The sequence below is a fragment of the Salinifilum aidingensis genome (assembly GCF_054782015.1).
Map to the genome: position 1 here is coordinate 427,738 of NZ_BAAGTH010000002.1, position 20,467 is coordinate 448,204.

16 protein-coding genes are annotated in these 20,467 nt (G+C 69.0%); 5 read left to right on the forward strand and 11 right to left on the reverse strand.

What is annotated here, in order from left to right; all coding sequences use genetic code 11:
- Nucleotides 1–248 precede the first annotated feature (248 nt).
- Complete coding sequence (locus tag ACYVJE_RS04970; protein WP_461143485.1) at nucleotides 249–1,604, reverse strand: flavin monoamine oxidase family protein; 1,356 nt, start codon at nucleotides 1,602–1,604, stop codon at nucleotides 249–251.
- Between the two features lie 145 nt (nucleotides 1,605–1,749).
- On the opposite strand from ACYVJE_RS04970, the gene ACYVJE_RS04975 reads away from it, so the two are divergent.
- Nucleotides 1,750–2,418, forward strand: coding sequence for a TetR/AcrR family transcriptional regulator (locus ACYVJE_RS04975; RefSeq protein ID WP_461143486.1), 669 nt, complete (start codon nucleotides 1,750–1,752; stop codon nucleotides 2,416–2,418).
- Between the two features lie 54 nt (nucleotides 2,419–2,472).
- Here the strand turns inward: ACYVJE_RS04975 and ACYVJE_RS04980 are convergent, their stop codons facing one another.
- Nucleotides 2,473–3,354 carry an MBL fold metallo-hydrolase gene (locus tag ACYVJE_RS04980; RefSeq protein WP_461143538.1) on the reverse strand — a complete coding sequence of 294 codons (882 nt, stop codon included), beginning with the start codon at nucleotides 3,352–3,354 and terminating at the stop codon, nucleotides 2,473–2,475.
- A gap of 414 nt (nucleotides 3,355–3,768) precedes the next feature.
- The gene (locus ACYVJE_RS04985; RefSeq protein WP_461143487.1) at nucleotides 3,769–4,467 is read right to left on the reverse strand and encodes a TetR/AcrR family transcriptional regulator; all 699 of its coding nucleotides are present in this window, start codon (nucleotides 4,465–4,467) and stop codon (nucleotides 3,769–3,771) included.
- 301 nt (nucleotides 4,468–4,768) lie between these two features.
- Here ACYVJE_RS04985 and ACYVJE_RS04990 point away from each other — a divergent pair, with 301 nt between their 5' ends.
- Nucleotides 4,769–6,079: a DUF2254 domain-containing protein gene (locus tag ACYVJE_RS04990; protein ID WP_461143488.1), complete on the forward strand. Its 1,311-nt coding sequence runs from the start codon at nucleotides 4,769–4,771 to the stop codon at nucleotides 6,077–6,079.
- Between the two features lie 221 nt (nucleotides 6,080–6,300).
- Here ACYVJE_RS04990 and ACYVJE_RS04995 read toward each other — a convergent pair whose 3' ends face one another.
- Together ACYVJE_RS04995 and ACYVJE_RS05000 are read right to left on the reverse strand one after the other, a co-directional pair.
- Complete coding sequence (locus tag ACYVJE_RS04995; protein WP_461143489.1) at nucleotides 6,301–7,647, reverse strand: NAD(P)/FAD-dependent oxidoreductase; 1,347 nt, start codon at nucleotides 7,645–7,647, stop codon at nucleotides 6,301–6,303.
- A 45-nt stretch (nucleotides 7,648–7,692) separates the two neighbouring features.
- Nucleotides 7,693–8,388: a transporter gene (locus ACYVJE_RS05000; protein ID WP_461143490.1), complete on the reverse strand. Its 696-nt coding sequence runs from the start codon at nucleotides 8,386–8,388 to the stop codon at nucleotides 7,693–7,695.
- Nucleotides 8,389–8,699: 311 nt separating this feature from the next.
- Between ACYVJE_RS05000 and ACYVJE_RS05005 the strand changes: the two genes are divergently transcribed.
- Entirely contained in the window at nucleotides 8,700–9,311 is a 612-nt protein-coding gene (locus ACYVJE_RS05005) for a TetR/AcrR family transcriptional regulator (RefSeq protein ID WP_461143491.1), read from the forward strand.
- Between the two features lie 20 nt (nucleotides 9,312–9,331).
- Here ACYVJE_RS05005 and ACYVJE_RS05010 read toward each other — a convergent pair whose 3' ends face one another.
- Genes ACYVJE_RS05010 through ACYVJE_RS05035 form a run of 6 tightly spaced genes read right to left on the reverse strand, consistent with a single transcriptional unit; the run spans nucleotide 9,332 to nucleotide 17,206 of the window.
- On the reverse strand, nucleotides 9,332–10,789 hold the full coding sequence (locus tag ACYVJE_RS05010) for an aldehyde dehydrogenase family protein (RefSeq protein WP_461143492.1): 1,458 nt from the start codon (nucleotides 10,787–10,789) through the stop codon (nucleotides 9,332–9,334).
- A 27-nt stretch (nucleotides 10,790–10,816) separates the two neighbouring features.
- On the reverse strand, nucleotides 10,817–11,914 hold the full coding sequence (locus tag ACYVJE_RS05015) for a Zn-dependent alcohol dehydrogenase (protein WP_461143493.1): 1,098 nt from the start codon (nucleotides 11,912–11,914) through the stop codon (nucleotides 10,817–10,819).
- A 55-nt stretch (nucleotides 11,915–11,969) separates the two neighbouring features.
- Complete coding sequence (locus ACYVJE_RS05020) at nucleotides 11,970–14,363, reverse strand: AMP-binding protein (RefSeq protein WP_461143494.1); 2,394 nt, start codon at nucleotides 14,361–14,363, stop codon at nucleotides 11,970–11,972.
- A complete protein-coding gene (locus ACYVJE_RS05025; protein ID WP_461143495.1) occupies nucleotides 14,360–15,181 on the reverse strand; it encodes a gamma-glutamyl-gamma-aminobutyrate hydrolase family protein in 822 nt (273 codons plus the stop codon). The genes ACYVJE_RS05020 and ACYVJE_RS05025 overlap by 4 nt, the downstream gene beginning before the upstream one ends.
- Nucleotides 15,178–16,551: a glutamine synthetase family protein gene (locus ACYVJE_RS05030; RefSeq protein ID WP_461143496.1), complete on the reverse strand. Its 1,374-nt coding sequence runs from the start codon at nucleotides 16,549–16,551 to the stop codon at nucleotides 15,178–15,180. The genes ACYVJE_RS05025 and ACYVJE_RS05030 overlap by 4 nt, the downstream gene beginning before the upstream one ends.
- A complete protein-coding gene (locus tag ACYVJE_RS05035) occupies nucleotides 16,544–17,206 on the reverse strand; it encodes a hypothetical protein (protein WP_461143497.1) in 663 nt (220 codons plus the stop codon). The genes ACYVJE_RS05030 and ACYVJE_RS05035 overlap by 8 nt, the downstream gene beginning before the upstream one ends.
- Nucleotides 17,207–17,374: 168 nt before the next feature.
- On the opposite strand from ACYVJE_RS05035, the gene ACYVJE_RS05040 reads away from it, so the two are divergent.
- Both ACYVJE_RS05040 and ACYVJE_RS05045 read left to right on the forward strand, forming a co-directional pair.
- The gene (locus tag ACYVJE_RS05040; protein ID WP_461143498.1) at nucleotides 17,375–18,403 is read left to right on the forward strand and encodes an alpha/beta hydrolase; all 1,029 of its coding nucleotides are present in this window, start codon (nucleotides 17,375–17,377) and stop codon (nucleotides 18,401–18,403) included.
- A gap of 76 nt (nucleotides 18,404–18,479) precedes the next feature.
- Nucleotides 18,480–20,141, forward strand: a complete 1,662-nt coding sequence (locus ACYVJE_RS05045) for a flavin-containing monooxygenase (RefSeq protein ID WP_461143499.1) — start codon at nucleotides 18,480–18,482, stop codon at nucleotides 20,139–20,141.
- The last annotated feature ends 326 nt before the right edge of the window (nucleotides 20,142–20,467 follow it).

The window sequence follows — 20,467 nt, forward strand, 5'->3', positions numbered from 1 at the left end:
CTCCGATCCCTCCGCACTACCGACCCGGTTGGAGCGTCGGCCGCTGCTCGACCCGCACCGTGGAAGGAGTCGCGCGTTCGCCATTCCGACGACGCACCCACCCACTCGCCACCGACAGCACTGAAGGGCTCGGAAAGGGGGTGCATCCGTTGTGCGGGTGGTGATTGATCGGCGCCGGAGACGCTACGGCCTTGGAACGTGGTGGCGGAGCCCTGCTCGCCCGCCGCGCGGGCAGCAGGCCCTCGACATCAGCGCTTCATGCTCGCGAGAACCGCCTTCGCCGCCTTCTCACCCGACGTCGCCGCGTCCGCGAGCGACGGCATGTCGAGTTGGTAATCGCCGGCCAGGTGGAGCGGCCCGAGGGGGTTGCGCAGCGTCGGCAACGAGTCGCGCCGCCCGGGCGCCCAGAACGGCACGACGCGGTGGTGGCGTCGCACGATTCCCTCCCCGAGCTTGCCCCTGAGCTGAGGGTAGATGGAGAGCAGGTCCTCGCTGAACCGCGCGACGATCTCGTCGTCGGAGAGCTCGAACAAGTCGTCCGCCACGGCGCCACCGGCGAAGCACGCCAGGGCACCGCCCGGCTTCCGCGGGCCGTCCTTGCGCAGGGCGGCGGCGTGGTTGAACATCGCCTGGAACGACAACTGCGGCGTGGACACGGCGAAGTAGTCGTCCCAAGGCTGGGGCCCCTCCTCCTCGGTGAAGAAACCGACGATGACGTAGCGGCCGTAGCGAATGTCGTGGAACGCGTTGCGGTAGGACTGCGGAAGCTCCGGGAGGATCTGCAGCGCGACGTCGCTGGGAACTGCGACGATGGCGCGCTTCGCGCGCACCCGCACCGGCCCGCCGGCATCGACGTAGTTCACCACGACACCGTCTTCGCTGCGCTCCACGGACCGGACGGTCGAGTTGAGCCGGAGGCGTTCACCGAGATCAGCGGCGAGGACGTCGGTCAACGTCTGGTTTCCCCCGACCGGCAGGGCGAAGTTCGGGATCTTGGCCGGATCCGCCAGGGCGAGCCCGATCGAAGTCACCAGCTGGGTAGCGGCCGTCTCGCCGCATTCGCACCCCATCCACTGCCCCGACCACGATCGGACCACGTCCCGGGCCAGCTTTGAGCGCACACCCCGCAGCAGGTCCGAGGCGAGACGCCGGTCGAGCCGGGCGCGCACCTTCTTCGCAATGCCGCTGCTCGATTCCAGGAACGGCACCGCCGCGAAGATGCGGGCACCGACCATCGCCAGCCCCACCCGGTCCATGAAGCCCATCCGCGTGCGGAACATGAGCGCCAACGGATTGGACGTGTCGACCGATTTGCCGTTGAGGACCAGCGCCACGCTCTTGCCCGCCAGCGACCCCATCTCGATGCCGTGGTGGTGGAGCGCGTCGATCAACGGTCCGGTCCCCTCGGTGAACTGGGTCCCGACGTTGATCCAGTAGTCACCCTTGCGGACCGTCTCGACGCGTCCGCCCGGTCGGCCCGACGCCTCGAGCACAACCGCGTCGGCCCGGCCGTCGAGGGTCGTGGCAGCCATCAGCCCCGCCATGCCCGCGCCGATGACGACGACGTCGCGGGTCTCCTCGCGCTCGTGCTGCACCGTGCCCATGTGCGCCCAACTCCTTCGCCGGCGATAAACTCAATCTAGATTCGATTTTGAGTTTATCCCATCCTCACCCCCTCGTCAGCCAGAGGCGTGCGCTGCCCGATTCCCACAACAGTCGTCATGCAACTCCTGTGGCAGGATCGAAGACGTGCTGAAGTCGAGCTCCCCGCGTCCGGACGACGAGAGCGCAACCGCGCGGGCCGTTCAGCGCGGCCGTCCGACCGGAGATCATGCCGGCAAGCGTGCCGCCCTGCTGCGAGCTGCGACGTCGGTGATCGCCGAGGAGGGCTACGTCAACGCGTCGTTGCGCAAGGTCGCTCGACGCGCGGGACGCACGACGGGGGCGGTGACCTACTACTTCGCCAACAAGGAGCAGCTGGTCACAGCGTTGGCCGAGAGCCGTTTCGACGCCTACGACGCGCTGCTCGAGTCCGCGCGGGACGACGCCGACATCCGGGGACTCCTCGAGGGATGGCTGGCGCTGTCCGCGGGGGACCCGGAGTTCTGGCCGGTGATGTCGCAACTGCTCACCCACGCGCGCTACGAGCCGGCCCTGGCCGAGGTCATCGAGCGCCGCTACGCGCACTACCGCGAGGCCAACGCCGAGATCCTCGCCGAAGGCCAGGCACGGGGCACCGTGCGCGACGACATCCCCGCCGAGCTGCTGGCCGACCAGCTGGCCGCGATGGGCGATGGCTGGATGGTGATGTACCCGTTCGAACCCGAGCGGTTCACCCCCGATCGCGTCCGGGCCCTCGTCGACGCCGCGCTCGCGCTGATCAGCCCCGCACCGCCCGATCGTCGACTCGGGGCCTGATCCGCCGGCATCCGGTGCGCAGCTCACCACCGCCGGCGCGCGGTACGGCGGGCGCTACCTCGCGCGGAACACGCCCGGTTCGACCTCCGCGACCAGCCCCTTGCTGATCAGGCGGTCCAGGTGCCGCGTCGCCGTCCTCCGCTCGACCGGCTCCACGTGGGCTCCTTCGACGTGGGGCCGGTAAACCAGCCGGTGCTCGACGATCTCCTCAACCGTGCGCGGCGCCGCGAGCAGCCCGAGCAGCGTCGCGTCCCTCTTGTCCACCACACCGGCGTAGGCCTCGAGCCGCCTGCGGAACTCCGGTGCGCCCTCGATCACGCCCTTCTGGTGAGACGTGCCGTACCACCGGGCCTCGATCTCCCGGCACCGCTGGATCGACGCCTCGAACTCGGTGAGGCTGCTACCGACATCGCCGTAGTACGGGCCGAACGACGTCAGGTCGATGTCCCCGACGAACAAGAACCCGTCCGGCTCGATGAGAAAACCGCAGTGCCCCGCCGTGTGCCCCGGCAGGTGCACGGCGGTCACCGTGCGACCGCCGAGGTCGAACACGGATCCGTCGGTGAAACCGGCCGCCTCCGGGCGTCCGCGGAGGTGGAAGTCCTCCCGCACGCTCCGTTCCGCCTCCGCCGCGGCATCAGCCGGAAGGCCGAAGCCCGCCACCAGGACCTCCGGTGAACGCAGCGCGGCGAGATCTGCTTCGTGGACGTGCACCGGCACGTCGTAGGCACGGAGCCCGGCGATGTGGTCCTCGTGCGCGTGGCTGACGACAACCGCGTCCGCGGGCGGAGCCGACTCGACGAGCGAGAGCGAGGGATCGACCACCAAGGTCGCCTCGGTGCCGCGCACCACCAGCGAGTTGCTGAACGGATAGGCACCCCTCTTCGCTCCGACGAGCACGGAAACATCCCCGTACCGCAACTCCGAGTAGCCCACGGTGTCCAACTCGAGCCCCTCTCCCCTGCTGTCAGCTGATCGCCTCGAGGGTCCAGGTGCAGTAGCTCCCCGGCTGCGACGCCCGGACACCCCACCGACGACATCACTCTTCACCCAGGCCACCCGGGCACAACCGGTCGTCACCACGACGAGGCCCTGCGCGTTGGTCGCGGACTCCCGCTTCAAACGCGCGTGATCCGGACCGTACCGAGCGTCACGAATTAACACAACAAGCGTTACGTGAACTTGCGACGGAGCCCTGCCCTCCGCAGGCCGCGGGAGACGCCGCCAGCAGCACCGAGCACGTGCACCGCTGGCAAGCCCCGCCTCCGCGTTCGGGGGCGAGCGACGCCGAGAGGCATCAGTCGACGTGCGACGGATGGCTGCTGCAGATCACCGCTCGGACGATCCCGCTCAGTCCACGTCGGACGGAGCGTAGGTCTGGAGGTAAGCGGTCACGAGGCGCTTGGCTTCGGCCACGATCGCGTCATCGCCCTTCGGGTCCTGCTTGAAGGCCATGTCGAAGAGCGCGCCGCCGGCCTCGAACGCCACGCGCATCACCAGCAGCGGCGCGCTCTCGACGAGGAGACCCCTTTCGATCGCGAGGCGCCACAAGAACTCGGCGGTCGACTCGTCGAACTGCGCCACGATGGACGCCACGGCCTCGCCGCGCCCGGAGAACCACAGTTCCGTGCAGCTCGGGTGCGCGCGGAAGTACTCGACGAGGGGATCGAGCACGACGGCCGCGGCCTCGTCGAGCGACCGGAGTCCTTCGATGCCGTCGACGGCGTTCATCCGCTCGGTGAGCACCTCGACGTGCCTGCTGATCAGTTCCGCATCGACCTGGTGGCGATCTGCGAAGTAGTGGTAGACGGACGCGATGGGGATCCCGGTCCGCTCGCTGATCGCCTTGAGCGTCGCGGCTTCATAGCCCTCCTCGGCCAGGATCTCCTCGGCCGCGTTCAGGATCGCCTGAACGCGCACCACCCCCCGGCGCTGGAGAACAGCGCCGGGCCGGGCAGGCGCCTGGTGCACCGCTGGCTCGGCCTTGGCGGGCTCGCTCGCCTTCTCGGCCGACCGACGGCGTTGAGGACCGGACTTCTTCTCCGCCACGTTCGCTGCTCCCCGTCCCCGCAGATATCGATTCCGATTCGACATTCTACCTGCCCGAGACCCCCGGGAGCCGCCTCCTTCGCCTGCACCCCCTTGACAGCGGCAGCCTCCAGGATCAAACTCGAACCGACTTCGAAAGAAATCATCGGCGCGGACGGACCGCATCCCCGTGCCCGCGCATCGTCGAGCTCGTGCACCGCCGATGACGGCCACCGGCACGTTCCTCAAGCGCGAGCTGACCTGACCGGTACCGCCTGTCGGTTCCGGGCGCGCCGCGTGTGAGCCGCTATCCTCGGCCGCCGTGTTCGGGACTGCGAGCGGTTGGTTTCGGCGCGGGGGCGAGGCCCTCATCAGCCAGGTGCGGAGCCGTCTCTGGCCCGTCCCCGTGGCCATGGCCGCTGTTCTGGTCATCGCGGCGGAGCTCTTGTCGCGGGCCCACGTGCACCCGCGGAGCGCGACCGCCCGGTGGCTGTGGCCGGGCGAGAGCTCGGCCGCCGAGTCCATGCTGAGCCTGCTCGCCGGGTCCTCCCTCACGGTGATCAGCCTGACGATGTCGATCACCTTGGTGGTGCTGCAGCTCGCGTCGAGCAATTCGCCCCGGCTGCTGCGGGAATTCACCAGCGATGTCTCGACCCAGCTCCTGCTCGGCGGCTTCTTCGGCCTCTTCGGCTACTGCCTGGTCGTGCTGCGCAACCTCGCGGAGGGACCGACCGCGCGAATTCCCGCGCTGGCCGTGGGGATCGCGCCCATGCTTGCGCTGGCCGTGGTCGCGGGACTCATCGCGTTCATCGCCCACTTGGTCGCACTGCTCCGCATCGACCTCATCATGTCGGAGGTCCGCGACGAAGGATCGCGCGTGCTGGGGACCGTCTACGGGCCAGCGGAGTCTCCGTTCCCGCGCGGGACCCCGCCGCAGGGTCCCGGAGCCCCGTTGCGGGCGCCGAAAGCGGGCTACGTGCAATTCATCGACCTGGATGACCTGTTCCGAAGCGTGCGCAGCACCGGCCGCAGCATCGTGGTCGACGTGCGACCCGGCGACCGGGTCCGGCCCGGCCACGCGCTCGGACGCGTCATGGGCGACCAGGAGGGCCTACCGGACGACGTGCACCACCGCCTCGCGGCGATGTTCGTGATCGGCGACGAGCGCACCATGGACCAGGACGTCTCGTTCCCCTTCCGCCAACTCGTCGACGTGGCCGTCAAAGCCTTGTCGCCGGGCGTCAACGACCCCACCACGGCCATCCACGCCCTCGGTTTCCTGGGCGACCTGCTCAGCCAACGGGCCCACTACCCCGACGGGCACCACCGGCTGGCGCACGGGGACGGCACCGAGCTCCACTCGCGCGGCTACGACCTCGACGAGCTGCTGCTCCTGTCGACCGACCAGATCCTGCGCTACGGCGGTGCCGAACCCGCGGTCCTCTCAGGGCTCCTCTCCACCTCACGCGACCTCGCCGAGCGCACCCGGAGCGATCAGCGACGGCACGACGCCGTGCAACAGTTGATCGACAGGGTGTCCTGGGCCATCGAACGGCACATCAGCGACCCCGTCGCCGCGGATCGCACCCGACACGACGTCGACAGCACCCGAGCCGCGATTCGAGCTGCGTGAACCTGCCCCGCCGCTCCCGCGAACGCCGAGAAGGCGGACGCTGCGGCCTCCGACCACCAGCCGTCCCGCCCGGCGTCGTGCCTGCCGCGCTGGTTGCCGAAAATCCTGGTGCGGGTCGAAGAGTCCGACGTACGAGCCGCTCGGCGCAGCGTTCCATCGAGTCACGTCCCGTGCACTCCTCCGGCTCCGCGCAGCCTCGACGGGGAGCACTCCGCGGGCTCTCACGTGGCCGGTGTCGAGCGCCGCCGAGCATGTCGTCGGCTTCCGTTCACGAGGTCGTTGAAACGGTCGACGGCCCAGATGGTGCGCAGACCCCACCGGCCCATCATCACCGGACGGGGGAACCTGGACTTCTTCATCCACAAGGCCTCGAGGTCTTCGTGCCGTTCGCCGTCGACGATCAGATCGGCCATGAGCGACCCGACGTATGGCGCTTGAGCGAGCCCGTGGCCGTTGCAGGCGATCGAGTAGAGGACGTCATCGCCGAGTTGACCGGCGAGCGGCAACCACGTCGAGGTGATCGCGATCCAACCTCCCCACGCGCGATCGACGGACACATCGGCCAGGGTCGGGAACCGCATCGCGAAGGCCTCCGCGAGTTCCTCGACGAGCGCCGGGTCCGGTGTCTTTCGCGGAAGCGGGTAGGTCGTACCCCGCTCGAGGCGCCGGACACCGAACACGATGGTGTTGCGCGAGGTCAGGCGGTAGTTCTCCATGATGTTGTGCTGGGTCACCAGCCCCGAACGACTGGTCCAACCCAGCGCGGCCAATCGTTCGGAATCGATCGGTTCGGTTTCCACCTCGCACACCCAGACGGGGACCGCGAGATGGCGGGGTGTGAGGTCCCACTCCCCGGCGAAGGCATTGGTCGCGAGCACCGCCTTGTCGGCGCGGACGACACCGCGAGGCGTCGAGATGACGACCTGACCTCCCGCTCGCGTGACGTCGACGACCTTCGTCCGCTCGAAGACCTGAGCGTCCGACGACAGCAGGGCTCGACGCAGGCCGAGGGTGAACTCGCCGGGGTTCATGATCCCGCCGACCACCTCGCGCATCCCGCCGAGGAATCCGCGCGGGATGCCGAGCTCGTCGCTCGTTCCCAGTTCGACGTCGGTGCCGGCCCGTTGCAGGATCTTGGCGACACGGCGCACCCGCCCCATCTGCCCGCGCGAAACTGCGGCGAAGACGTTGCCGTTCGGCTCGTACTCGCAGTCGATGTCGAACCTCTTGATCACGTCTTCCACGTGGTGCGCGGCGTGGTCGGCGAACCGCGCCATCGCGGGCATCCTCTTGCGGAACAGCAGGTTCAACAGTTGCAGGTCGCCACCCGGTGCACCCGCCAACTGCCCGGCGTTGCGGGAACTGGAGCCGTGACCGCAGAACTCGGCTTCCAGCAACACGACGTCCTGGCCGCGCTCGGCCAGCCGCAGCGCCGTCGACATACCGCTGAGCCCTCCGCCGATGACCGCGACCGCGCAGCTGAGGTCTTCGGTCAAGGCCGTTTGGACGTCATCGGGAGGATCGACCCAACCACTGAACGCGGCGTATTCGACGTTGTCCGTATTCATCTCTGTGCTCCTCGCGAAGCGGTCTCGGTTGCCTCGATGCAACTCTCAGGTTCGAGCGCTCCTCTGCTCGTTCGACGCGGGTTCCACACCTGTCTCGACGTTGTGGGCGTGCACGGCGCGGTATGCGAAGAAGTACACGCACATCTGGGTTCCCCACGTGGCCAACGCGGCGGTGTAGAAGATCGTCCGGTGCGCGTCGTCGCCCGGGATCGGGAAGAAGTCGTAGGTGATCGCGATGGCCGACGCCGCGGCGGTCGCCAGGCCCGCGCCGGCGGCCAGACCCTTGGCGCCGATGCGCCAGAGCCGCCACGAGAAGTAGACGAGGAAGATCGTCGTGAGCACGTTGACCACGACGTAGAAGACCGCCGGGCCGACGTGCAGCTCACCGGCGCGGAACTGCTGGAGGTACAGTCCGGCGACGATGGCCAGTCCGAACGCGCCGACATCGACCGCCACGGACGGCTTGTACTGATGTGTCACCCGCATCAGCCCCATGACGAGGATGAGCGTGATTCCGACCGACCGCGAGAAGGCGTCGAAGAAGTACGCGATGCCGTAGAGAACGCTGTCCTCGTCACCGCCGACGAGGGACCAGGCGAGGAAATTCGTCCCCGAGGTCGCGACGACCATCCATTCCAGGCCGAGCAGGTAGTTGCCGTAGCCCTGGATGAACTTCCATCCGAAGAAGAAGCCGGCGAAGATCATCCAGAGATCGGCCAGCAGGAAGAGCATTTCCTTCATTTCGCGTTCCTTCTGGGTTTGGCCTCGGCCCCGCGCCGGGGGCTGGTCGTGTGCGCGGTTCGTTCCGGCCCGGGATGCGGCCGGCGTGCCAGCTCCGCTCCGCTGGACCGGCCTGCTCGCACCGGCGAGCCGCAGCTCCAGCGCTTGTGATTTGCGCCACACCGTAGAGCGAGTTGGTCAGTTGCTCCATCTGTTTGACCAAGTCCTCGGCTCGTGATGGCAGCAGCTCGCCCGCGCCGGGCTGCTAAGCTGGTACTTGACTGGGTCAGGCGTCCAACTCGTGGTGGGCGCCCGGATATCAGGAGGGTCAGGTGCCACGGATCTCCGCTGCGGAACGGCGCGGCGAATTCGTCAAGGCAGCCGTGGAAGTCATCGCGACCCACGGCATCGACGGTGCGACGACGCGGAAGATCGCCGATCAGGCGCAGGCACCTCTGGCGGCGCTGCACTACTGCTACGACTCCAAGGAAGACCTGTTCGAGGACGTCTACGAGTTCGTCTCCGCCAGGTTCCGCGACGTCCTCGTGAACAGCGACCCGCACGGCGACCTGGTCGCGACGGCTCGTCAGATCCTCCGCGGCGTCATGGAGTGCTACCTCGAATCGGCCAACTTCGCCGCGACGGCGATGGAGCTCATCAACTGGGCGCGGCGCCAGCACCAGGACCGCGGCATGCGGGTCTACGACCAGGCCATGGAAGCGTTGCGAACCGTGCTCCGCAGCGCCGCCGATGATCGCGCGCTCGATCGGGACGACATCGACCAGATCGCCTACGTCATCGCCAGCTTGGCCGACGGCTTCGCCGTGAACTGGTTGACCTACGGAGACCGATCCGCAGCGGAGGAGCAGATGCGGATCTCCGAGTCCGTCCTCGAGAGCTGGCTCTCCGCTCGACTCGAATCGGCTCCCGCGGCGCTGCGCTGAACGCGGACTCAACGCGTCCCTCACAGCGGCAGGTCCGGTGAGTCGACACCCACCACCCTGTCGCCGCAGAAGACGCGCACCGACTCCGCAGGCCCGTGACCACCGATGCCGGCCGGGCCCCAGAAGCTCTGCGCCGAGTCCTCACCGAGGTCGGCGAGCTTGGCGCCGTTGACGCGCACCTCACCGGCCAGGACGCGGGAACCGACCTCGATCGCGTGGTCGGTGTCAGCACCGAACACGTAGCTCGCGAGTCCCGATGGATGCGCGTTGGCCACGCGCAGCGCCTCGTCATCGGAGTTGACGGCGTGCAGGGACGCGACCGGCCCGAAGAGCTCGGCGGTGGCCTGCGCCGGGGCGGCCCCGACGGCGATCGTGGGCGGCAGGAAGAACCCGTCGAGATCCGGGAGCCGCGCGGGCTGGTGGATGTCTGCACCGATGCCACGCAGCCCCTCGATCCTGTTCCGCAAGGTCTGGAAGTGCGGTGCGTTCGAGATGGGGCCGATCTCGACGTCCTCGTCGAGCGAGTGCCCCACGACGAGCTTGGAGACGCGCTCGGTCAACGCGTCCAGCAGCGGATCGACCAGGCCGCGGTGGGCGAGGATCTTGCCGGGCCCTTCGCACCACTGACCGTTCAACTTGGTCATGCCGTCGAAGATGCCGTCCGCGGCGACCTCGACATCGGCGTCCTCCAGCACGAGCGCTGGATTGTTGCCGCCGAGCTCCAGCTGGAGGACCTTGAAGTCCTCCGCGGCCGCCCTGGCGATGGCGCGACCCGCCCCCGGCCCGCCGGTGAACGAGACGATCTTGATCCGCGGATCAGCCGTGAGCGCGGCCCCGACCTCACCCGCGCCGTGCACGAGCTGCAGAGCACCGCTGGGCAGGCCCGCCTCGACGAAGCACTCGGCGATGATCTGCGCGCTGCTCGGCGCGTGCTCCGAGGGCTTGAGGATCACCGGGCAGCCGGCCGCCACTGCGCTCACGACCTTCGCCGCCGGGATGAAGCTGGGGCCGTTCCACGGGGTGAGGATCGCGGCCGGGCCCCACGGCACCTTGTGGAGGCGGACGTCGCGGCCCTCGGCTGCCAGGGCCTCGATCCTGGGGATGCGCACCAGGTCGGCCGCCGTGGATCGAATCCTGGCGGGCAGGAACGCGGCGACCTCCCTCGTGATGCCGATGGGCGTCCCGCTGGTCAACGAGTCGGTGCGCGCGATGTCCTCGGCGCGGTCTTCGAGGAGCGCGGCGACCCGCTCGAGCGCCTCGGCGCGCTCGCGCCGCGCCTCGTCGTTCCAGCGCCCGGTGTCGTAGACCCGCTCGGCGTGCTGCAGCGCTCGTGCCAGCTCACCGGACGCGGTCGTGACCGCGCGGTGCACGGGTTCGCGCGTGTTCGGGTCGACGTTCCACGCGTCGGGGATCGCTTCGCATTCGCTCCACTCGTCGGCGATGTAGTTCACCGGCCGGGGAATGTCGTTGCTCGCCATGGAGATACCTCTGCGCTCGCGCGTTGTTCAGGATTGGAGGTCGACGACGATGCGGGTCACGTCGCCGGACTTCATCGCCTCGAAGCCCTCGTTGATCTCGCGGAACGGGAGGACCTGCGTGACCATCTCGTCGAGCTGCAGCTGGCCCTGCTGGTACAGCCGGGCGAACTGCGCGATGTCCTGGCGCGCCTGACCCGATCCCATGTAGGACCCGATGAGCCGCTTCTCCTCGAAGAAAAAGTCCGAAGCGGGCAGATTCAGCTCCGTACCGCCGGGAGCGATACCCACCAGGCACGCGGTGCCGGTGGGCCGCACGAGGGCCAGAGCTGTTGCCGCGGTGCGCGTCGAACCGACCGCCTCGAAGGCGTAGTCGACGCCGTCACCCAGCTGGGCCCGGACCTGGCCGACCACGTTCTCGGCCCCGCCGTTGACGAAGTGGGTTGCGCCGTAGTCGCGCGCCGCCTTCAGCCGTGTCTCATCGAGGTCGATGGCGACGATGGCCGAGGCTCCCGCGAGCCGGGCCCCTTGGATGATGGCCGAGCCGACCCCACCGCAGCCGATGACGGCCGCGGTGCTGCCCGGGCGCATCTGGGCGCCGCGGAATACGGCACCGACGCCGGTGGTGATGCAGCACGAGAGCAGGCAACCGAGGTGCAGCGGCACGTCGTCCGGTACCTTCACCAGCGCGTTCTCCCGCATGAGGGTGTGCCGGGAGAACGCGCCGATGTCGCCGAGCCGCGCGACCGGCCGCCCGTCGGCGAGCTGGACCGCCGGCCGTGGACGTCGGCGGACTTCCGCGATCCGCTGGCACTGCGTCGACCGTCCCGCCTCGCAGTTGGTGCACCGGCCGCAGGACGGCGTCAGCGCTCCGACGACCCGGTCGCCCGGGTGGAGACCGGTCACCGACGAGCCCACCGCCTCGACGACGCCCGCGACCTCGTGCCCCAGCACCGCTGGAAGTTCGGTGGGCACGGTTCCGGCCATGTAGTGCAGGTCGCTGTGGCACAGCCCCACGTGCGTGACCGCCACGCGAACTTCCAACGGCTCCGGTTCGTCGACCTGGACCGGGGCGAGGTCCAGGGGTTCGTGCACCGCGTTCAGGACCGTGGCCTGCGTCTCTATCATTCCTGGTCCTCCTCTGCTGGTTGGCCTCGGTGGGCGTGCGTAGCCCGGAACCGGGTCACGGACGGTTCGACTTGGTCGTCCAGAAACCCGCGATGCCCGCGCCGACCACTCCGCTGTCCCACGCCTCCTTGCCGGCCGCGTCCTCGCGGGCGAAGGCCTTCTCGACCTCGTCGAGCTGCGGTCGAAGGAGCGCCAGGTGGGGCGCCGTCGTGTTGGTCTCCGGCATCCAGGCCAGGACGGTGCCGATCGCTCGGTCGAGGAGTTCGTCCGGTGGCACGACGTCGTCCACCAATCCGATCCGCAGCGCCTCGTCGGCGCCGATCCGCGGCGATTCGAGGATCATCCGCATCGCGTGATTGCCGACCAGGCGCGGGAGCAGCACGCTCGTGGCGTTGGAGATGGTCAGGCCACGTCGGTTCTCCGGCTGGTAGTACTTCGCCGTCGGGCTCGCGATCCGCGCGTCGCAGCACAGCGTGATCTCCGACGCCCCGCCCACCGCGAGGCCGTTGACCGCCGCGATGACGGGAACGCGCGTCTGTAGGATGGCCCGCGTGATGTCGTGGAACGTCTCCAGTGCCGCCTGGATCTGCTCGTATGAGGTGGGAGCCGACGACAGGTCCTCTCCGGCCGAGAACGCCCGCCCCTCGCCCGTGAGCACGATCCCGCGGGCCGAGTCGCCGCTGCCGTGCTCGCGGATGATCTCGGCCAGCCGCACCCGCGCGTCGAGGTCCAGCGCGTTGAGCTTCTCCGGGCGGCGCAGCGTCACAACGGCCACCCCGTGCACGATCTCGACGCCGACGCTCGAACTCGCAGCCCTCGGGGCGTTCTCGCGTCGCGCGCCCAGGTCGTAGGTGGTCCCCGGCTCGTCGGCGGCGCGGGACTTGAGCGCCGGCTTGGAAATCCGCTCCGACGGCGTGCGGGGAAAGCCCGTGACGAACTCGACGTACCGCGGCACCTTGAAGTGCGCCAGCTGGTGACCGATGCGCTCGACGATGCGCTCGGCCGTGGCGCGCTCGGCCGGAACGCCCTCGGCGAGTTGAGCGAAGGCCTTGACCTCCTCGCCGAGCACCTCGTCGGGCTCGGCGACGACGGCGGCCCCGACGACCTCGTCGTCGCGTTCGAGCGCGGACTCGACCTCGGTGCTGGCAACGTTCTCGCCGCCACGACGCACCATGTCCTTGATCCGTCCGATCAGGCGGATACCGCCATCGGCTCGGGGGACCACGACGTCACCGGTGTGCAACCAGCCGTCCCGCAGCACCTTCGCGGTTTCCTCCGGCCGGTTCCAGTAGCCGCTCATCATCGGCTTGCCGGCGACGACCATCTCGCCCGGTTCACCATCGGCGACGTCGTTGCCGTCCGAATCGATCACCCGAACCGCCTTGGTCGGCACGGGCCGCCCGAGGTTGCCGCTCCCGACGGCGCTGCTGTCCTCGACGGGGCTGAAGAGGTCGACTCCGGATTCGGTCATGCCGAAGATCTCCCGCCACGGGGCGCCCCAGCGCTCCTCCAGCTGGGCGTGGAGGCCCACCGGGATGCCCGAACACAGCACCAGGCGGAGGTCGTTGTCGAGGTCGTCGGGGTGCGGTGGCTGCTTGAACAGAAGCGTTGGCATGGAACCGAGGACGTAGATGAACGTGGCTCGATGCCGGCGGACGTCGGCGAAGAAGCCGGATGCGGAGAACCGCGGCAGCACCACCAGTGGCGTCGCGACCGTCAAGGCGAGCGCGGTGTTCCACTGTGGATCCATGTACGAGAACGGTTGGGCCGTCAGCAGGACGTCATCGGTTCCGAGTCCCGTCACCGCGGCGCAGGCCCAACCCAGGCGGACCCAGTAGTCGTGGGTGAGCATGCACGCCTTCGGGAAACCCGTGGTGCCCGAGGTGTACTGCAGGTTGGCGAGCGTCCCCGGTTCGACGGTCACCGCAGGAGCGGTCGCCGGGAACGGATCGGAGCCGTCCTCGGCGACATCGACGACGCGCACCCCGGAAAGCCCGCGTTCCGCCACGGAATCGTTGATCAGCGGGGCTCGCTCGCTGTCGGTGAACACGACGCGCGTACCCGAGTCCTCCAGGACGAACGCGAGATCCGCGCTCTTGTAGGAGGAGTTGATCGGCACCGCCACGGCACCGGCCTTGAGCGCGGCCAGCCACGCGACCGGCCAGTGCACGACGTTCGGGAGCATGATCGCGACGCGGTCTCCCGCCCGGACGCCGTCGACCTCGATCAGCCGGTGCGCGAGCCGGGAGGTCCACCTGTCGATCTCGGCGAAGGTCCACGACGTGTCCCCGAAGCGCAGGAACTCCTTGTCGGGGAACCGCGTCGCGCATTCGGACAGCAAGGCGTTCAGCGTGGGAGTGGACGGTTCGTCCCCGATCTGCTCCGGCGTCACGACCGGTTGCTGACCGGAAGGTGGCGCGGAGCCGGCTCCTTCGATCAACTCGTTCACGATGGCTGCTGCCCCTCTCTCGCGTTCGTCGATGTTGATGTCGTGGTGAGTCGGCTGGCCGATTCCTCGACGATCCAGGTGATCGCCGGATCGGCACGCGCCATCCACTCCGGGTGCCACTGCACGCCGAGAACCGGCGACCCGGGCAGTTCCAGGGCCTCGACCACGCCGTCGCCCGTGTGGCCGGTGGCCACGAGCCCCGCACCGCGGTGGTCGACGGCCTGGTGGTGCCAGGAGTTGGTCACCGCTTGGTCCCCGAAGAGCCGCGCCGCGATCGAGCCGGGCTCGAACGCCACGACGTGGTCGGTCGTGCCGTCGGTCGGCGCCGCCTCCGTGGAGAGGTGTTGCACGGCGCTCGGCGCGAGGTCGGCGACCAGGGTTCCTCCGAGCGCGACGTTGAGCACCTGCATCCCCCGACACACGCCCAGCACCGGGATTCCGCGTGCCAGGGCCGCGCGGACGAGGGCGATCTCGTACTCGTCCCGCTCGATGTCGTGGACCGTCGGGTCCTCGCGGGGATCGCCCCCGCGGACGACCGAGGTGTCGCCACCCCAGCACGCCGGATGCATGTCCTGCCCCCCGGTGATGACGACCCCGGACAGCCACTGGCAGATCGCGGCGGCCTCCGCGTCGTACGGCAGGTGGACCGGCAGTCCGCCCGCTCGTGCGATGCCGCTGGCGAAGTCCGCCATGTAGCTGTCGGTGCAGCGATCGCCGTACCGGTCGTCCGCGCCGGCGATCAGCCGCAGGCGGTACCGCCGGCCGGTGACGCCGATGAGTGGCTGGCGCACGGTGAGCTCCTCGAACGCGGTGCTCATGGCAGCTCGAAGTAGCGAGCGGATTCCCACTCCGAGAGCGCGGAGAAGGGATCGCCGCCTGCGGTGTGGAACTGCATCCACTCCCACCGGCGCGAGGCGATCCAGTGGTCGACGAACTCGTCACCGAGGAGCTCTCGCAGAACGGGGTCGGCGTCCAATGCGGCCACGGCCTTGGTGATGGTGTCCGGAAGCCGCTCGACGCCCAGGCCGGGTGGTAGGCACCACGCCATGTCCGCGACTGGTTCAGGCGGGTCGATCTTTCGCTCGATGCCTGCGACGACCCCGGCCAGCACGCCCGCCAGCGCGAGGTACATGTTCGCGTCGGCACCCGGGAGCCGGTACTCGATGCGGGAGTGCTCCGGGTGCCCGCAGACCGCCCGCACGGCGGTGGTCTTGTTGCTGATTCCCCAGGACATCGTCACGGGCGGTCCGCTGAGGTCGACCAAGCGCCGGTACGAGGTGATCTGCGGCAGCACGATCGATGTGTTGCCGGCGATCGTCTCGAGCAAGCCGCCGACGGCGTGGAGCATCGTCTCCGAGGGCCCGTCCTCGGCGTAGAAGCAGTTCACGCCGTCGCGCTGAAGGGAGAGGTTGATGTGCGAGGCCTGGCCGTAGCCCGCCGTGGGCTTGGCCATGAACGTCACGGTGTGGCCTCGCTCGAACGCGACCTCGCGCATGATCTGGCGGGTCCGCGCCCACGCGTCGCTGACGGTGATCGGATCACTGGGCGCGAGGTTGAACTCGATCTGACCGGCCGCGTCCTCGTCGCTCCAGGCCTCCCACGCGATGCCGACCTCGTCGAGGCGATCGGCGACGGCGTTCATGTACCCGACCCAGTCCGTCGACTTCGCGTGGTGGTACGCCGTTCCCGCGGTTCCGCCCAGAGGCGTCAGACCGCGGTACCCGCGAGACCGGGCCTCGTGGATCGACTCCTCGAACACCGTGGCCTCGATCTCGATCGCGGCCGTTGCCGTGAATCCGTGCGCCGCCAATCGATCGACCATCCCCCGCACGAGGTTGCGCGGGCAGAGCGGGACCGGCCGACCATCTTTCAGCCAGTAGTCACCGATGACGGCGTCGAGACCCGGCTTCCATTCCACGAGGGTCGAGAGGTCGGGATGCAGGTACACATCGTCGATGTGGCCGCGCCATTCCGGATAGGCGGCACCGAAAACGGGGGCGTTGCCGAGGTCGAGGCCGAACAGCAGGTCGGCGAAGGCGAATCCGGTGTCCTTGCCCGAGGCGAACTTCTCGCGCGCAACGTTCTTGCCGAGGAAGGAGCCCTCGTGATTCGTGGCCTCCAGCCGGACGGTTCGCGCTCGCCCGTCCGGAACATCGGAGCGCGCGGCGGACCGGGTGAACTCAAACATCGTAGCGAACCTTCCAAGAAGCGCCGACCATGACCGAAAGTTGCGAAACGGTGCCCTGGATTCCCAGCGCACCGGAGGACAACACCGCGATGAGATCGTCGGTACCGGAGAAGATGCCCGCGAGCGCGTCGGGATCCCCGGCGATCAGGTACTGGGTCGTGCCGTCGCCGAGCACGACCTGCTCCACGCCCTCGGGCCCTTCGGCGACGGCGATCAGGACGTCGGGCATCCCCGGCAGCGTGCGGCTGGCGTCCCAGAAGCGCTGAGCGGCCTCGCGCCAGTCCGGCAGCGGCGGCGTGAGCGCGTGCAGCACACCCCGGGCGAAGTCCGCATCGCCGGTGAGCTCCCCGGCCGGAGCGAACCGCGCGTTGAGGTCCACGGTGAGCGTGGCATCCGGCTCGACGAAAACGCCGCTGGACACGTCGATTCCGCGCTCGCCGAAGCTGATCGTCGCGGCCTGCGGGGTGTCGTGGGAGCAGACCGCGGCGGTGCCGGACGCACTCCGCAGGAACCCGCGCGCATGCCCGGCCCGGGCCGAGTCGCGGAGCGTGCGCCCGATCAGGCGGACGATGGGACTCGCGTCGTCTTCGATTCTGACCTCGGGCTCGGCGGCAGCCGCAGGGAGCGCCGTGGGAACCGTCGCGGTTTCGGTCATCCTTCAGTCCTTTCGGATTCGGGGGATCAGGTGCGACGCGTGGCGTCGCCATCGCCCGACCGTCGCGCTAGTCTTACTTGGTCATCTGACTAAGACAGGTGACTAGGATGATGAGGCCGGGGTCACACGCTGTCAACCCCGTTCCCACCTCTCCCGGAAGGCCATCGCATGAACGAACCACTCCCCACCACCTGGAAAAACCTCGACGCCGACGCCCAGCGCGTCGCCCGCGCCCTCGCAGGAGCGCTGACCAAACCCCTCCGCGAGCTCGGCGTCGAGGCGGCCCGCGAGCTCCTGTCAACTGCGCCTCCCGCGCACCCCGCGACCCACGTCGACCGCGTCGAAGAGCAGGTCGTGCCCACCCGGTCGGGCGACCTTCGCGCTCGCGCCTACCACCCGCTCGACCCGTCCGCCGCAGCTCCGCGACCGGCGCTGCTGTACCTCCACGGCGGCGGGTTCGTCCTCGGGACCCTCGACGGAGTGGACGAGGCCTGCCGCGCCATCGCCGCGCGTTCCGAGTGGACGGTGATTTCCCTGGAGTACCGGCTCGCCCCGGAGCACCCCTACCCCGCAGCCCTCGAGGACGCCTTCGACGCGCTGGCCTGGCTCCGCGGATCGGCGCCCGAATCAGCGATCGATCCGGAGGCGATCGCCGTCGGCGGGGACTCGGCGGGCGGCAACCTCGCCGCCGCGCTCTGCCTCCAGCTGCGGGACCTCGGGCTCCCGGTGCCGGCGGCGCAGGTGCTCATCTACCCCGCCGTCGACGACGCGTTCTCCACGCCGTCCTGGCGGCAGTTCGCCGACGCTCCGCTGCTGAGCGCCGCCGATGCGCGGTGGCTCTGGGGGCAGTACATCGGTCCCGAACGGCTGGGATTCGTCGACCAGTACGCCGCCCCGATGAAGGCGGCGTCCCTGCAGGGCTTGCCACCGGCACTGGTGCTGACCGCGGAGGTCGACCCGTTGCGCGACGACGCCGAGGTCTACGCCGAGCGACTGCGGTGCGACGGCGTGCGGGTCACGTCCGTTCGCCATTCCGGCGTGTTCCACGGCTTCTTCACCGAGGTCGAGGCCTTCGCCAAGACCGACGCGGCGATCGACGACGTCGTTGCGCACCTGCGCGGAGTCGCCGCGCCCGGCTCTTCGCCCGAGGCGCAGCCGGACATTGACGAACGAGAGGATCCGCATCTAGCTTCTTAGTCATCTGACCAAGACATGTGACCATCTATTTCTTCCGCGTCGATGACTCGCTCCAGCCAACGAGAAGGCAGAGACCATGACTGACACCAGTCCATCCCCCGCCCCCGTCGTCGACGTGCTGTGCGTCGGTGCAGGATTCTCCGGCCTCTACGCCGCGTACAAGGCCGCCGAGCAAGGATGGACGTTCGCCGGGTACGAGAAGGCACCCGACGTGGGCGGCACGTGGTACTGGAACACCTACCCCGGAGCACGGTGCGACGTCGAGAGCGTCTACTACTCGTACTCGTTCAGCGAGGAGCTCCAACAGGAATGGACTTGGAGCGAACGATTCGCGCCCCAGGCGGAAATTCTGAGCTATCTCAACCACGTCGCCGACCGCTTCGACCTCCGTCGGCACTTCCAGTTCGGCACCCGGGTGACCGCGGCGAACTGGCTACCCGACGAGCGCGTCTGGGAGCTGACCCTCGACTCCGGGGAGACCCGCCGCGGTCGCTACGTCCTCGCCGGTTCGGGCGGCCTGTCCACCCCGAAGGAGGTCGACGTGCCCGGCCTCGAGAACTTCACCGGGCTGACGGTCTCGACGAGCCGCTGGAACATCTCGCTGGACGACCTCGCGGGCAAGCGGGTCGCCGCCATCGGAACGGGTTCGTCCGGCGTGCAGTGCATCCCGCTCATCGCCGAGGTGGCCGAGCACCTCACGGTGTTCCAACGAACCCCCAATTACGTCTTCCCCGCCCGCAACGGCCCGTTGTCCCCCGACACCGTCGCCGAGATCAAGAGCAACTACCCCGCCATCCGCGAGGAATGCCGGCACTCACCCGGCGGCATCCCGGACCGACCCGCGACCGACCGCGCCTTCGACGTCTCCGCCGAGGAACGCCAACAGCGCTACGAACGCGCCTACGAGATGAGCGGGTTCAACGGTGTCGGCGCCGAGTTCGCCGACCTCCTCACCGACCGGGAAGCCAACGAGACCGCAGCGGAGTTCATGCGGGGCAAGATCCGGGAGATCGTCGACGACCCGCGGACGGCCGCCCTCCTCGAACCCCAGTTCCCGATGGGCGCCAAGCGCAGCTGCTTCGGGACCGAGTACTACGAGACCTTCAACCGCCCGAACGTCTCGCTCGTCTCGCTGCACGAGGATCCGATCACGAGCATGACATCCGACAGCATCATCACCGAGAACGACTCCTACGCCGTGGACGTCGTCGTGCTGGCGATCGGCTTCGACGCCTTCACCGGACCGCTGTTCGCGCTCAACCTCACGACACCGCAGTCCGGCACGCTGCAAGACGCGTGGAGCGACGGCGTGCGCACCTACCTGGGCATCATGACCGCCGGATTCCCGAACTTCTTCATGATCGGTGGACCGCAGAGCCCCGCTCTGGCGAGCAACGTCGTCGTCACGATCGAGCAGGCGGTCGACTGGATCACCGGGCTGATCTCGCACGCCGAGGCCGAAGGCGGTGGTGTCATCGAACCCACCACCGAGGCCCAGGACGACTGGGTGACCATCACCGAGGACACCGTCAACCAAACCCTCTACGCGACGACCGACTCGTGGTACCGCGGATCCAACGTGTCCGGCAAACCGACGACCTTCATGGGCTACCTCGGTGGAGTCGGCAAGTACCGGCGCATGTGCACCGAAATCGCCAAGCGCGGCTACCCCGGCATCGAGATCGACGGGGAGAGCGTCGCTCGTCATCTCGGCCGCATCGATGAGGAGATCTCGTGAAGGTCATTCACCAGCGGCACGTCGCTCACCCCGAGGTCCGCTACGCGGGCGATCTCGCCGAGGGAGCATTCGGCCTCGAGCTCTTCGGCGATGCGGGAACGCACTCGGCAATCGCCCTCGATGGTCACGGGAGCCCCGCCGGGTGGCTCCTCGGCGGTCGTCCTCCCGAACGCGCTGCGGGCGGCGGACGGTGGCGGCACCGCGCAGCGACCGGCCGACGTGGCCGCGCACCCGCGGAAATACCCATCACTTCGGCACTATGCGCTTGCGGCCATCCACCGCGATAGCGCTCGACGACCAGCAGCCGGCCGTGGAATGCCGTGCGG

Bases quoted from the DNA above. Each gene is read 5' to 3' on its own strand.
- ACYVJE_RS04970 (WP_461143485.1), bottom strand. From the start codon at position 1,604: ATGGGCACGGTGCAGCACGAGCGCGAGGAGACCCGCGACGTCGTCGTC.
- ACYVJE_RS04995 (WP_461143489.1), bottom strand. From the start codon at position 7,647: ATGAATACGGACAACGTCGAATACGCCGCGTTCAGTGGTTGGGTCGAT.
- ACYVJE_RS05000 (WP_461143490.1), bottom strand. From the start codon at position 8,388: ATGAAGGAAATGCTCTTCCTGCTGGCCGATCTCTGGATGATCTTCGCC.
- ACYVJE_RS05010 (WP_461143492.1), bottom strand. From the start codon at position 10,789: ATGGCGAGCAACGACATTCCCCGGCCGGTGAACTACATCGCCGACGAG.
- ACYVJE_RS05015 (WP_461143493.1), bottom strand. From the start codon at position 11,914: ATGATAGAGACGCAGGCCACGGTCCTGAACGCGGTGCACGAACCCCTG.
- ACYVJE_RS05025 (WP_461143495.1), bottom strand. From the start codon at position 15,181: ATGAGCACCGCGTTCGAGGAGCTCACCGTGCGCCAGCCACTCATCGGC.
- ACYVJE_RS05030 (WP_461143496.1), bottom strand. From the start codon at position 16,551: ATGTTTGAGTTCACCCGGTCCGCCGCGCGCTCCGATGTTCCGGACGGG.
- ACYVJE_RS05035 (WP_461143497.1), bottom strand. From the start codon at position 17,206: ATGACCGAAACCGCGACGGTTCCCACGGCGCTCCCTGCGGCTGCCGCC.
- ACYVJE_RS05040 (WP_461143498.1), top strand. From the start codon at position 17,375: ATGAACGAACCACTCCCCACCACCTGGAAAAACCTCGACGCCGACGCC.
- ACYVJE_RS05045 (WP_461143499.1), top strand. From the start codon at position 18,480: ATGACTGACACCAGTCCATCCCCCGCCCCCGTCGTCGACGTGCTGTGC.